At 59.2% G+C, this 13,435-nt stretch carries 12 protein-coding genes; 5 read left to right on the forward strand and 7 right to left on the reverse strand.

All coding sequences use genetic code 11. From position 1 onward, the window contains the following. Positions 1 to 54: 54 nt before the first annotated feature. Positions 55 to 1,650 (reverse strand): L,D-transpeptidase family protein, encoded by a 1,596-nt coding sequence (locus BLU48_RS12405; RefSeq protein ID WP_057022571.1) that lies wholly within the window; start codon positions 1,648 to 1,650, stop codon positions 55 to 57. A 40-nt stretch (positions 1,651 to 1,690) separates the two neighbouring features. On the opposite strand from BLU48_RS12405, the gene BLU48_RS12410 reads away from it, so the two are divergent. Both BLU48_RS12410 and BLU48_RS12415 read left to right on the forward strand, forming a co-directional pair. Beyond that, positions 1,691 to 2,419, forward strand: coding sequence for a murein L,D-transpeptidase catalytic domain family protein (locus tag BLU48_RS12410; RefSeq protein WP_046072276.1), 729 nt, complete (start codon positions 1,691 to 1,693; stop codon positions 2,417 to 2,419). 30 nt (positions 2,420 to 2,449) lie between these two features. Continuing rightward, positions 2,450 to 3,196, forward strand: a complete 747-nt coding sequence (locus BLU48_RS12415; protein ID WP_043050566.1) for a creatininase family protein — start codon at positions 2,450 to 2,452, stop codon at positions 3,194 to 3,196. 137 nt (positions 3,197 to 3,333) lie between these two features. On the opposite strand, the gene BLU48_RS12420 is transcribed toward BLU48_RS12415, so the two are convergent. Both BLU48_RS12420 and BLU48_RS12425 read right to left on the reverse strand, forming a co-directional pair. Beyond that, positions 3,334 to 3,675: a hypothetical protein gene (locus tag BLU48_RS12420; RefSeq protein ID WP_057022572.1), complete on the reverse strand. Its 342-nt coding sequence runs from the start codon at positions 3,673 to 3,675 to the stop codon at positions 3,334 to 3,336. Between the two features lie 45 nt (positions 3,676 to 3,720). Then, entirely contained in the window at positions 3,721 to 4,365 is a 645-nt protein-coding gene (locus tag BLU48_RS12425; protein WP_057022573.1) for a hypothetical protein, read from the reverse strand. A gap of 137 nt (positions 4,366 to 4,502) precedes the next feature. Here BLU48_RS12425 and BLU48_RS12430 point away from each other — a divergent pair, with 137 nt between their 5' ends. Next, positions 4,503 to 4,787, forward strand: coding sequence for a hypothetical protein (locus tag BLU48_RS12430; RefSeq protein ID WP_057022574.1), 285 nt, complete (start codon positions 4,503 to 4,505; stop codon positions 4,785 to 4,787). Here BLU48_RS12430 and yfcF read toward each other — a convergent pair. The 3 genes from yfcF to BLU48_RS12445 all read right to left on the reverse strand — a co-directional run bounded on the left by yfcF (position 4,746) and on the right by BLU48_RS12445 (position 7,398). After that, positions 4,746 to 5,372, reverse strand: coding sequence for a glutathione transferase (gene yfcF, locus BLU48_RS12435; RefSeq protein WP_057022575.1), 627 nt, complete (start codon positions 5,370 to 5,372; stop codon positions 4,746 to 4,748). The two genes, BLU48_RS12430 and yfcF, sit on opposite strands and share 42 nt — an antisense overlap. A gap of 110 nt (positions 5,373 to 5,482) precedes the next feature. After that, entirely contained in the window at positions 5,483 to 6,601 is a 1,119-nt protein-coding gene (locus BLU48_RS12440) for an MFS transporter (protein WP_057022576.1), read from the reverse strand. Between the two features lie 242 nt (positions 6,602 to 6,843). Continuing rightward, positions 6,844 to 7,398, reverse strand: coding sequence for a DUF924 family protein (locus BLU48_RS12445; protein ID WP_124356111.1), 555 nt, complete (start codon positions 7,396 to 7,398; stop codon positions 6,844 to 6,846). Between the two features lie 56 nt (positions 7,399 to 7,454). Between BLU48_RS12445 and BLU48_RS12450 the strand changes: the two genes are divergently transcribed. Then, complete coding sequence (locus BLU48_RS12450) at positions 7,455 to 8,609, forward strand: DUF1624 domain-containing protein (RefSeq protein WP_057022578.1); 1,155 nt, start codon at positions 7,455 to 7,457, stop codon at positions 8,607 to 8,609. A 1,141-nt stretch (positions 8,610 to 9,750) separates the two neighbouring features. Here BLU48_RS12450 and metE read toward each other — a convergent pair. Then, the gene (gene metE / locus BLU48_RS12460; RefSeq protein WP_057022580.1) at positions 9,751 to 12,039 is read right to left on the reverse strand and encodes a 5-methyltetrahydropteroyltriglutamate--homocysteine S-methyltransferase; all 2,289 of its coding nucleotides are present in this window, start codon (positions 12,037 to 12,039) and stop codon (positions 9,751 to 9,753) included. 286 nt (positions 12,040 to 12,325) lie between these two features. On the opposite strand from metE, the gene BLU48_RS12465 reads away from it, so the two are divergent. Then, on the forward strand, positions 12,326 to 13,423 hold the full coding sequence (locus tag BLU48_RS12465) for a carboxynorspermidine decarboxylase (protein WP_043050558.1): 1,098 nt from the start codon (positions 12,326 to 12,328) through the stop codon (positions 13,421 to 13,423). The last annotated feature ends 12 nt before the right edge of the window (positions 13,424 to 13,435 follow it).

Raw genomic sequence — 13,435 nt, forward strand, 5'->3', positions numbered from 1 at the left:
CCAAATGTGGGAGGGGGCAAGCCCCCTACCACAGGGGGACCGAGGCATTGAGCGCTACAACACACTCCCCATGGCCTTGATCAACACCGGATCAAATGCATAGATATCCGGCGCGTAGACCAGGCTTCCCTCGCGATCCACCTCCACGGTCCAATACCCCAACAACACCGGCACTGGCGTGGCCAGCCTGAATTCATGGGTCACACCAGTGGCCAGCAATTCATCAGTGCGGGTGCGTTCGGCCGGGGTCACCAGCAGGTCACGTAACAGCAGCGGCTGCTCGACACGCACGCAGCCGGAACTGAACGCCCGCGGCCCCTTGGTGAACAGCGGTTGGCTGGGGGTGTCGTGCAGGTACACGGAATACGGGTTGGGGAAACGCATCACGATCTTGCCCAGCGGGTTACGCGGGCCGGCCTGCTGACGCAGCAGGATGTTGCCTGGGCGCGCCCAGTCAACTTGCTCGGGCGCCAGCGGGTGGCCTTCGGCGTCGAGCACTTGCAGGTTTTGCTGGCGCAGGTATTCGGGGTTGAGGCGGATGGCCGGGAGCTTGTCCTCGCGCATGATGGTCGGCGGGATGGTCCAGGTGGGGTTGAGGGTCAACCGTGTGATGCGCGACTTGAGCAACGGCGTCTGGCGTTCGGCGCGCCCGACCTGCAGGCGGGTTTGCCACACCGGGATGCCGCTCTGGTACACGCTCAGTTGCGCGGCCGCCACATTGACCACGACGCCTTCGGGCTCAAGGTCCTGGGCCAGCCAGCGGAAACGTTCCAGGTTGATGCGCAGTTGTTCGCGGCGCACCGCCGGGCTGATATTGAGCTCGGCCACGGTGCCCGCACCGATCACGCCGTCGGCTTGCAAGGAGTGGCTGAGTTGGAATGCCTTCGCCGCCTTGACCAGGTCCCCCTGATATTGCTTGCCGTTGGGCAACTTGGCCAGATAGCCGCCACTGTGCAGGCGCCGCGCCAGTTCCGGCACGCGCGGATCTTCCATGCCGGGGCGTAATAACGGGCCACTGCCCACCGCGTCCCAGTGCGGTAAAGGCTGTTGGCGCACGTTGGAATAGGCATTGCGCAGGCTGCGATACAAATCCGCACTGGGGCGCGCCTGGTCGAACGCCTTGACCATGTCCTGCAAGCCGGTCGCGGCAAATGCCAATACTGCAGTGTTCGGGTCTGTTGTGGGCGGTTGAGAATGCCACAGCGGTTCATAGCGCGATTGCAGCAGGCGCCCGTAATGCAAATCGTGCAGGGCCTGCAGGTACTGCTGGCTGGTCGCGATATCGCTGCACAGCACGTTAGCCGTGGCATCCACCGTGGGCAAGCTATAGTGGGTGGGGTCCAGGCCGTCGTCGGCGAGCATCAGCAGCTGGGTTTGCAAGGCTTTGCGGGGCTCGTCGGCCGACCACAGCGACGCATTGCCCTGCTGCTGGTAAAAGGCTTGCAGGCGCACCAACGCGGTGGCGTCGATCCGCGGGGCCAACTGGGGGCAGACGCTGGGCAATTGCGCCAAAGCCTGTTGCACGGGCGCCAGGTCGACCGGCGCCGGCGTGGTCACCGGCAACGGCTCCAGCGGCGGTGCATCGGCCATGGCGACCAATGGTGCAACGAGCAGGCAAATGCTCAAGTAACATGCGTGTTTTTTGAACAATTGACTGAGCTCCACTCCACAGCTTGGGGATCGACTGTAGATGCTGACTTTTATGCGCCGCCTCGGAATAACCACCGTGGGCTTGATGACCGGGAGCCTGGCTTTACTGAGCAATGTTGCGCTCGCCGCCAATGGCCCCCCTCCTTCCTTGTATAGCAGCCTGGCGCGCTCGGCTCCAGAACTCAATCCCGCCGTGCTGAAAAGCGCCTTGAGCGCAGTGCAGTGCGCGGTCAATAACGGCGAGGAACGTTCCGATCGCCTAGCGGTTATTGACTACTCCCAGCCCTCGACCGCTCGTCGGCTGTGGATCTTCGATTTGCGCAAACAGACTCTCGTGCTGCGTGACCTGGTGGCCCATGGAGCCAAGTCCGGGGAAAACTTCGCCACCCAGTTCTCCAACCTCGAGGGCAGCCACCAGTCCAGCCTCGGCTTGTTCCGCACCCAGGAAAGCTACCTCGGCACCCACGGCTACTCGCTGCGCATGGATGGCCTGGAACCCGGCTTCAATGACCTGGCGCGCGACCGTGCCATCGTGATCCATGCCGCCGACTACGTCAGCCCCTTGTGGAGCAAGCGCGAAGGCCGCATCGGCCGCAGCCAGGGCTGCCCGGCGGTGCGCCCACAGGTGGCGCGCCAGGTAGTGGACAAGCTCAAGGGTGGGCAGTTCATGTTCTCCTGGTACCCGGACCAGCGCTGGTTGAAGTCCTCGACCTACCTCAATTGCAAACCCCAACAGGTGGCGAGTAGTCGTACAATCCGTGGCGGATAGCCTGTCCCCACAGATAAAAGAGAGCGTCGCATGCTTCTACACACCTCCACCTGGATCGAAATCGGGCAGTTTCTGGAACGCAGTCGCACGGTGGTGATTCCCATCGGCTCCAACGAACAACATGGCCCTACCGGCCTGCTGGGCACTGACTGGATGTGCCCGGAGATCATCGCCCATGAGGCGCAAAAAAATGCCGACATCCTCATCGGCCCGACCTTCAATATCGGCATGGCCCAACATCACCTGGGCTTCCCCGGCACCATCTCCCTGCGCCCTTCCACCTTTATCGCCGCGATTGGCGACTGGGTGCGCTCGCTGGCCGGGCATGGTTTCGAAAAGATCCTGTTTTTGAACGGCCACGGCGGCAATATCGCCACAATCGAAGCAGCGTTCTCCGAGCTGTACGCCGAAGCCAGCTTCGCCCGCCGCCCGGCCGGCTTCGCGCTGAAGCTGGTCAATTGGTGGGACCTGGAAGGCGTAACGGACCTGGCCCACCGCCAATTTCCGGTCGGCCACGGCAGCCACGCTACGCCGTCGGAGATCGCAGTGACGCAGTGGGCATACCCGCAGTCGATCAAGTCGGCCGAGTACTCGCCGCAAATTGCCAACACCGGCCCGATCCGCGAAGCCCTGGACTTCCGCGCACGCTTCCCCGATGGGCGCATGGGTTCGGACCCGGCGCTGGCGACGGTGGAGAAAGGCGGTGAGCTGGTGGCGTTGGCGGCGCAGGGGCTGATCAAGACGGTCGATAGTTTCAGCAACGAAGCCAAACCTTGAGCCCAATGATGGTCCAAATGTGGGAGGGGGCTTGCTCCCGATAGCAGTGTGTCAGTCAGCTCATCTGTAGCTGACCCACCGCCATCGGGAGCAAGCCCCCTCCCACATTTTGAAATGCATTGCCTTTCAGAACGGGCTTACTTACAGTCCTGGGCCGCCTGCTCAAGCCGCGACGGTTTGATCGCCGAGGCCAGCGGTTTGCGCTCATACAGGAACACCTTGGTGCCGTCCTGGGACTTGTAGGCCTCCAGCACATCATCGGCAGCAATCTTGCTGGTCAACAACACCTTGGCGTGGCGCGAGTTCTGCGTCACGGTGGAGGTGATGCCGTGTTTTTCCAGCTTGGGCAATACGCACTGCACATAGCCTTGAGGAGTCTTGGCGGTTTGCAGGGTCAGTGAGGGAGCATTCGGGGCAGTGATACATCCGGTCAGCGACAGAGCAGTGAAGGCCAGGGCCGGGGCAAAAGAAGAGCGCATACAGATTCCTGAAAATAACCAATAGGGTTTACATCCATTCGCGGGTCAACCTGCGCGAACCAGGGCCTTTAGCGATACGTCGAATTGCTTCAGGGCGTCTTGCTGGACATCGCGTTGTTGCTCGATCAGCGCGGCGATCTCAGGCGCGGCCTTATCGTGCACCCACACCGACGGCACATGCTTGTCCACCGAGCCTTCAGCCTTGGCGATGTACTGCAGGTTCGCGTCATAGAAACGTGCGGCAAAGCGCGCCTCGACCCGGTCGTTATGCTGGGTCAGCAATTGGTTATGGGCATCGAGCACCACCACCACGTCCGGATGTGCCCGCACCAGGGCATCCAGGCTGCTATAGACCGTCACCGAGAGAAAAGTGCCCTGTAGCGAATTCATCAACCAGTCGATGGCCAGTTCCGGATCGGAGCTGTTGACGAACGCCTCGCGAATCCGCCCATCCAACGCGTCCTTGGCGCCGTTCAGGGCCATGGCGTGGTAGCGGTCAAGGTAATTGAGGTTCTCGCGAGTGTTTTCGCTGAACAACACTCCCACTGACTGGGCGCGCTGCAGGGAGTCTACGCCAGCGGCAAGTGGCAGCAAATGGCCTGTACGCAGTTCATCGGCAATCGCCGGGGTGGTCATGGCCGCCGTGCCCAGCATCAGGGCCATTAGTGCAAACTGGATAATTGTCCTCATCGCGCATTTCCTTGAGCCGCGTTTCGATGTGCAGATTCTGCGCGATTGGCGAAAAAACAGAACTTGTGATCCTTGATGGTGACTATCATTTGAACCGATAGTGTCAGGCAGCCGATAAAATCTATAAGGACCCCGCCATGAAGCCCTACCAGAAAACCTTCGACCGCATCCGCGAAGCCGTACTACCGGAGTTTCGCGAGCGGGTCGCCGATTACCTGGTCGATTATGAAGACGTGCTGCTGGACCCAAGCGCCGATGCTGAACAACGCTCGGCTAGCGCCCAACAACTACGCGGCTACCTGCGGGGCTTGAACACCACACGGGTGCTGGGCATGGCCCACTGGGAGGACCTCGACCGACGTATCGAGGAAGAGTGGCAGCTAGAGCACAGGCCGCTGCAGGTTGACCCACTCCCGAACTGACGGGCGTTGCCACTGGCGTTGCGCGTACGCCACCAGCTCGGTCGGTACGGCGTCTGCGTTGAGGATCAAGCGGTTGAGCATCACCGCCAGGTCCACATCGGCAATCGACCACTCACCGAACAAATACTCAGGGTTGCCTGCCAGAAGTGCCTGAGCAGCAGTGATCAACTTGCCCGCAGCAGCCTGAGCCACCGGCGATAAAGGCGGCATCTTCTGCCCGTAGAACACCACCAGCGTCGAGCGCTCCTGGCGGATCGGCAGCAAATCGCTGCGCAGCCAGGCCTGGACCTGTCGCGCCCTTGCCCGCTGCTGCAGATCAGTTGGGTAAACGCAGATCTGAGGGTACGCCTGGTCCAGGTACTCAGTGATTGCCGAAGATTCCGACAGCGTGAAATTACCGTGTTCCAGAGTGGGTACCCGTTGGGTCAGGGAGCGTTGGGCGTAATCTGCCGACTGGTTTTGTCCAGCATCCAGATCCAGAGGAACCGTCTCGAACGCCAAACCTTTTTCCCGCAGCGCGACGAACACCGACATGGCGTAGGGGCTGGTGAACAGCGAATCAACGTAGAGGCGCAGTTGGCTCATAGGCTATCTCCGGTGGATGAGCCTCTAAGCTACGAGATTCGGGTCGATAAGGACAATGCAGGGTTTTTATGGGGGCATTCCTGGTGGGAATACAAAAGCCGCCCCGGTGCCTAGCTGCTACTGTTATTTGACAGTAAAACTGTCACCAGCGCTCCCAAGACGCCTAAACCAAGGGTTAGTAATGCCACGCCATGCATGCCAACGGCAATGAGCAGTGATGCTAATGCTCCGAATAACAGAGCAACTAGCTGTTGCAAGAAGCTAAACAGCATCATTGCCTCAATACCTGGGTATTTTTTTACCGCCATGGACGCGACACAGGGGTAGATCATTGCCTGGGCATACCAGACTGCTAGATATGCCAAAAACACAAAGTGACGATCCAAGTGCTTTAAGGTTGTTAACAAAAATATCAACACCGCAAAAAGCAGCACACCGCCGGCCATAATTGAAAGTGCAGATATGCTAACCGACCTCAATGCATACCTTACAGACAGCGCCCCGCCGAAATAGGCAAGCCCCAGCCATACCCCAAACATCCCGTATTGCGCGCTATCCCACTCCAATAGCGCGTCAAAAACGTAGACACCTACACCTTGGTACACAACAAACACCCCATAACCACACCCGCCTAGTATGACCGGCAAATAAAAGCTGGGATGACTGACCATAGCTGCATACCTTGGACGTCCGACTCGCTGCTGACTGTCGATATCCAGAGCAGACAGAATCTCTCTTACAGGCAGTACCAAGATAGCGCAGATGATTGAGCCGCACGCCATGACCACTGCCACCACTTCCCAGCGAAAAAAAGAAACTAAAAACCCGCTTGCGACTTGTCCCGCCACCAACGCAAAAACAAATGAATAGGATAAAAGGGATAAAGTCCTCGCCAAGTGAGCTCCCGAGAAAACCTGCGATAACAATGCGCGTCCCAGCAACGCCGCCCCGCCGCCACCCAAGCCTTGCAGCAGCCTGGAAAAATAAAAGCTTTTATCGTCATAAGCCCACACGGATAAAAAACTTCCACAAAAGAACATGCAGCAGAACACCCACAGAACTGCCGAACGACCAAATAACCGAATAAGGTGAGCGGTGAAAGTCAATGGGACTGCGGCACCGCTTAAATACATCAGCAAAGCGTTGTAGCCTTCAGCCGCACTCATACCGAGCGCATTAACGATGTAAGGCGTGGCAGGCAGATAAAGTGTCACGCCTAGCTGGGCCATTACGGTGGTACTGCAAGCTAAAATCAGTATCCGCACATTTGGCTGCAAGTCATGCGTCCCAGGTCAGTTGTCCTGATAATGATGTTTGAGCACGCAAGAAACCTTTACAAGCACGCGAAGTATGGGATTTAACCTAAAACTTTGTAGGCGAATTCTTCAAGTGATTCAGGTCTCCTCCAAGCTAACCGACGCACCGCACTGTTGGATCAGCTGAAGGCGCTCAGCACGCCCCCTCCTACGCCTTACCCCGCAAACCCACCCTCACCCAAAAAAACCTGTTCCGCTGGTGTCGTAGCCCTGCCCAACACCGCATTACGATGAGGAAAGCGCCCAAACCGCTCAATGATAACGGCGTGTTCCTTGGCCCAGTGGTAGGTATTGGCATCCAACTGCTGGTTGAGCGTCAGCGAGCGTTGCTGGTCCTGCGGATCTTCCGAGTGTTCAAACGGCAAATAACAGAACGCACGCAACTGGGGTTCGATCTGTTGATCCAGCCCGGCGTCCACCATCTGATGTGCATACAGGCGTGCCAGCGGGTCGGTGGCGAACATATGCGCGGTGCCGCGAAAGGCGTTACGCGGGTACTGGTCCAGCAGGATCAATAACGCGAGCGCACCGTCGGCGCAGGTCAGCCAATCTTCCAGTTCGCGCCGTGCGGCCTGCATATGGGTGGTATAGAAGGTGTCGCGAAAGGTTGTGTCGAAGCCATCGTCCTTGGCGAACCAACGCTTGGGCCCCGCCTGTTTCCAGAATTCGATCACCGCCTTGGCTGATTGCGTCTTTATGCTGATCATCATGCGCCTCAAATGTTATAGGATAACGTCAATTATTTGCCCGCTTGTGATTCCCACTTATGACTGACGCTACTACCTTACGCCAACGCCTGCAGTCCATCGACGCCCTGCGCGGCCTGGTGATCCTGTTCATGCTACTGGACCATGTGCGCGAAACCTTCCTGTTGCATCGCCAGGTCAGCGACCCGATGAGCATCGACAGCACCGAGCCTGCGCTGTTTGTCAGCCGCACCCTGGCCCATCTATGCGCGCCGGTGTTTGTGCTGCTCACCGGCTTGTCGGCTTGGCTGTATGGCCAGAAATACCAGGGCCGGCGCGACGTGTCGGCGTTTCTGTTCAAGCGCGGGCTGTTTTTGGTGGTGCTGGAGTTCACCCTGGTCAACTTCGCCTGGACCTTCCAGCTGCCGCCCACGGTGATCTATATGCAGGTGATCTGGGCAATCGGCGTGAGCATGATCGCCCTCGCCGCCCTGGTGTGGTTGCCGCGTGCGTTGCTGATCAGCTTGGCCCTGGTGATCATTGCCGGGCATAACTTGCTCGATGCAGTGCACTTGGCCCCGGGATCGACGTCGCAGGCGCTGTGGTCGATCCTGCATGAACGCAGTTGGATCCAGGTGTCTGAAAACCTGCGGCTGCGCGTGACCTACCCGGTGTTGCCGTGGATCGGCGTGATTGCCCTGGGCTACAGCGTCGGCCCCTGGTTTGCCAATGTCACACCGCCGGCCAGGCGCCAGCGTTATTTGCTGACGGCGGGAATCGGCGCGCTGGTGGGGTTTGTGCTGTTGCGAATGCTCAACGGGTACGGCGACAAGCCTTGGCAGGCGTATGACAGCGGCGTGCAGACACTGATGAGCTTCTTCAACATTACCAAGTACCCGCCTTCGCTGTTGTTCCTGGCGTTGACGCTGGGCATTGGCTTGTTGGTACTGCTGGCGTTCGAACGTGTCGGGCATAAACGCTGGATCGGTGTACTGGCCGTGTTTGGCGCCGCGCCGATGTTCTTCTACCTGTTGCACCTGTATGTGCTGAAAATACTGTATGTGGCCTGTGCTGCGTTGCTTGGGCTCAACCACGGCAATTATTTCGGCTTCGACAGCATCGGCGCGGTGTGGCTGGCCGCGCTGTGGATGCCGCTGGCGTTGTACCCGCCCGTGCGCTGGTTTGCCGCGCTCAAAGCGCGTCGGCGCGACATCGCCTGGCTCAAATATCTCTGACTATCGCTACTCCAAATGTGGGAGGGGGCTTGCCCCCGATAGCGGTGGTTCAGCCAATGGATTTGGTACTGAAACTCCGCCATCGGGGGCAAGCCCCCTCTTATCAAACATCAAATAAGCTACTGATTTTACAGAGTTAAAATTTAGTCTCTAAACCAGATATTTTGGAGGCGGCCCAGTTTGCTGCGCGACAGCGTCACGTCGGCGATGTGAACGAGTGGTTGGTTGTTGGACCGGGTACATATCCGTTATTTAGGTAACGGCGGCTATTGGTTCCGCTCTTACAGCGGGTCACTTTTGAAAGAGCCCAAAAGTAACCAAAAGGCTCTTGCCCCACCACTCGGCACCTCGCCTAGGCTCGGTGTGCCCGTAATCCGACATGGATTTGGGGGGCCGCCGCCACGCGCCATCCATGGCGCGGGGCGGCTAAACCGGCATCCCTGCCGGTTTACCCCCCAAATCCATGTCAGATTCCGGCCAGCGTGGTTTAACGGGCCGCCTAAGATCAAGATCAAAAACAAAAGCGAGGCGGCCTTAGAGCCGACCTGATCGTTGAGGCGGGCGCGTTCCCCTGTGTGCGGGCTTGCTCGCGAAGGTCGTTAACGATGACGCGGGAACTCAGGATGAGCGCGGCGCACTCGGGTTTTTCGCGAGCAAGCTCGCTCCTACAGAAAAGCAGAAGCGCCGCCAGCGTATCTACGATGCGAAGCGAGTGGCTCTTGATCTTGCTTTTGATCTCAGGCGCCCCGTTAAACCACGCTGGCCGAACGCAGGCTTGAATCCGTGGGTAACCCGGCAGGACGCCGGGTTAGCCGCACTGGGCCATGGATGGCCCATTGCGGCGGCCCACGGATTCAAGCCTGCGTTCGGGCATGCCGAGCCTAGGCGAGGCACCGAGTGGTGGGGCGAGGACCTTTTGGTTACTTTTGGGTCCTTCCAAAAGTGACCCGCTGTAAGAGCGGAACCCTAAGTGGCCGTTACCGCAGCAACGGATATGTACTCGGTCAAAACCCCAACATCCTGGTCGGCTGTTAGCCCCCCTCCCACCGCTATGGCAAGCAACCCCTCTTACCAAACAGTTTGCTGCGCGACAGCGTCACATCGAAAATGTGGTGGGGACTCCCACATTTTTTAGACTGTGTCAGGCCAATTCGGCGCGCAGTTGGCGGGCGGCGGTGACCATGTGAATGAGCGCCGCCTCCGTCTCCGGCCAACCCCGCGTCTTCAAACCGCAATCGGGGTTGACCCACAGACGCTCTGCCGGAATCCGCTTGGCGGCCTTGCGCAATAAGTTGGCCATCTCCGAGGCATCCGGTATCCGTGGCGAGTGGATGTCATACACCCCCGGGCCGATTTCATTCGGGTAAGCGAAGGCTTCGAATGCGTCGAGCAGCTCCATGTCCGAACGCGAGGTTTCGATGGTAATCACGTCGGCGTCCATTGCCGCGATGGACTCGATTACATCATTGAACTCGCTGTAGCACATGTGGGTGTGGATTTGGGTTTCGTCTCGCACACCACAGGCGCACAGGCGGAACACCTCGGTGGCCCAGTCAAGGTAGTGCTGCCACTGCGCCTGGCGCAACGGCAAGCCTTCACGGAATGCGGCTTCGTCGATCTGCACGATCTTGATCCCGGCCGCTTCCAGGTCCAGCACTTCGTCACGAATCGCCAGGGCCAGTTGCCGGGCCTGCACTTCGCGGCTCACGTCTTCCCTTGGGAACGACCACATCAGCATCGTCACCGGGCCAGTCAGCATGCCCTTCATCACTTTGTCGGTCAGGCCCTGGGCGTAGCGGAGCCACTCCACGGTCATGGCTTTCGGGCGGCTCAGATCACCCACAATCACCGCCGGTTTCACACAGCGCGAACCGTAGCTCTGCACCCAGCCGAAACGGCTGAACGCGTAGCCATCCAGTTGTTCGGCGAAGTACTCGACCATGTCGTTACGCTCGGCTTCACCGTGCACCAGCACATCCAGCCCGAGGTTTTCCTGGACCTCGACGGCGTGCTTGATCTCACTGTGCATGGCCTCGACGTATTCGGCTTCGCTCAACTTGCCGGCCTTATAAGACTGGCGTGCCAGGCGGATCGACGCAGTTTGCGGGAACGAACCGATGGTGGTGGTCGGGAATAGCGGCAGGTCCAGGCCGGCCCGCTGTTTCGCAATGCGTTGGGCAAACGGCGACTGACGCTGGCTGTCTTGGGCGGTGATGGCGGCGACACGGGCTTGAACGGCAGGCTTATGGATCCGTGGCGAAGCAGCGCGGGCAACCTGTACGGCTCGGCTTTCGGCCAGGGCGACAAGTACGTTGGGGGCTTCGGGCTGGTCAACAGCCTGGGCCAGCACCGCCACTTCTTCGCACTTCTGAACAGCAAAGGCCAGCCAGCTTTTCAGCTCGGCATCCAGCTGGTCTTCACGGCCAAGGTCCACAGGGCTGTGCAGCAGCGAACAGGACGGCGCAACCCACAGGCGATCGCCCAATTTCTCGTGGGCATGCTGCAAGGTGGCCAAGGCTTTTTCCAGGTCGCAGCGCCAAACGTTGCGGCCATTGACTACGCCCAGGGACAACACTTTATAAGCCGGTAGGCGGTCGAGGATGGTCGGGTACTGGTCCGGCGCTCGCACCAGGTCGATGTGCAGGCCATCCACTGGCAGGTTGGCGGCCAAACCGAGGTTCTCTTCCAGGCCACCGAAGTAGGTCGCCACCAGTTTTTTCAGCGGGTCACGCTGGATCAGGTTGTAGGCACGCTCAAACGCGTTCTTCCACTCCTGGGGCAAATCGAGCACCAGGATCGGCTCGTCGATCTGCACCCACTCCACGCCCAGGTCCGCCAGGCGCTGGAAGATCTGGCCGTACAGCGGCAGCAGGCGCTCGAGCAGGTCAAGCTTGTCGAAATCGCCACCCTTGGTCTTGCCCAGCCACAGGTAGGTCAGCGGACCGATCACGACTGGCTTGACGGTGTGGCCGAGGTCACGGGCTTGCTTGACCTCTTCGAACAGCTGGTCCCACCCCAGGTGGAACTGCTGGTCGACGCTGAACTCCGGCACAAGGTAGTGATAGTTGGTGTCGAACCACTTGGTCATCTCCTGGGCGTGGGCACCGCCGCAGCAGCTGTCACTGACCCCACGGGCCATGGCGAACAGGGTATGCAACGTGGCCTGGCCATCGGCCGGGCGGAAGCGCTCGGGAATCACGCCGAACATCAGCGAGTGGGTGAGTACCTGGTCGTACCAGGCGAAATCACCGGCGGGCAGCAGTTCGATGCCGGCCTGTTTTTGCAGTTCCCAATGGGTCTTTCGCAAGTCACGGCCCACGGCACGCAGGCCGGCCTCGTCGAGCTCGCCTTTCCAGAACGCTTCCTGCGCTTTTTTCAGTTCGCGGTCGCGTCCAATGCGCGGAAATCCGAGGGAATGAGCGACTGCCATGACCTAAAGCTCCAATGTCGTTATTGATGGCAGCCATTGTCGGCAGAGGGTGATAATGAGACAAACTCATTATTCTATAGATCATCACAAGATCTGCTCATGTTCATGCTTCAATACGCGAACGTTAACTTGATGGGTAGTACCGCCCTCCTCCCAACGAACGGTCACACTCAGGCCCTATGCTTGAACACGGCGCGCAAAATCCGCCCGCTAACCTTTCGATCTGTTCCAAGTGCGGGCACAATGCGTGTCCTTTTTTGGCAGGCACCGCCGCAGGCTCTCAAAAATGATCAAAACGCCGTATTACCTCATCGATAAACAGAAGCTTCTGGTCAACATGCAGAAGATTGCCTACGTGCGCGAGCAGTCCGGCGCCAAGGCTCTGCTGGCACTCAAGTGCTTTGCCACCTGGTCGGTGTTCGACCTGATGCAGCAATACATGGACGGCACCACCTCGTCGTCGCTGTACGAGTTGAAGCTCGGCCGCCAGAAGTTCGAAGGTGAAGCGCACGCCTACAGCGTGGCCTGGGCCGACGATGAAATCGAAGAGATGCTGGAGAACTGCGACAAGATCATCTTCAACTCCATCAGCCAGCTGCAGCGGTTTGCCGAGCGTTCCGAGGGCAAAACCCGTGGCCTGCGTGTGAACCCGCAGGTGAGCAGCTCCGACTACCTGCTGGCCGACCCGGCGCGCCCGTTCAGCCGCCTGGGCGAATGGGACCCGGTGAAGATCGACGGCGTGATCGAGCAGATCTCTGGCTTCATGTTCCACAACAACTGCGAGAACGGCGACTTCAGCCTGTTCGACAAAATGCTTGGCACCATCGAGGAACGTTTCGGTGAGCTGCTGCACAAGGTCAAGTGGGTCAGCCTCGGCGGCGGCATCCACTTTACCGGTGAAGGCTACGCGCTGGACGCGTTCTGCGCGCGCTTGAAGGCGTTCTCCGAGAAGTACGGCGTGCAGGTGTACCTGGAACCGGGGGAAGCTGCGATCACCAACAGCGCCTCCCTGGAAGTCACCGTGCTCGACACACTCTACAACGGCAAGCACCTGGCCGTGGTCGACAGCTCCATCGAAGCCCACCTGTTGGATCTGCTGATCTATCGCCTCAATGCCAAGCTGGCGCCAAGCGAGGGTGAACACACCTACATGGTGTGCGGCAAATCCTGCCTGGCCGGGGACATCTTCGGCGAGTATCAATTCGATCGTCCGCTGGCCATCGGCGATCGGCTGTCGTTCATCGACACCGCGGGCTACACCATGGTCAAGAAAAATTGGTTCAACGGCCTGAAAATGCCGTCCATCGTAGTGAAACAACTCGACGGTACAGTCGAGGTGGTTCGTGAATTTGGTTACGACGACTACCTGTCCAGCCTTTCCTAAGCTGGCGGATAT

This window comes from Pseudomonas synxantha (assembly GCF_900105675.1).
Classification (GTDB): domain Bacteria; phylum Pseudomonadota; class Gammaproteobacteria; order Pseudomonadales; family Pseudomonadaceae; genus Aquipseudomonas; species Aquipseudomonas synxantha.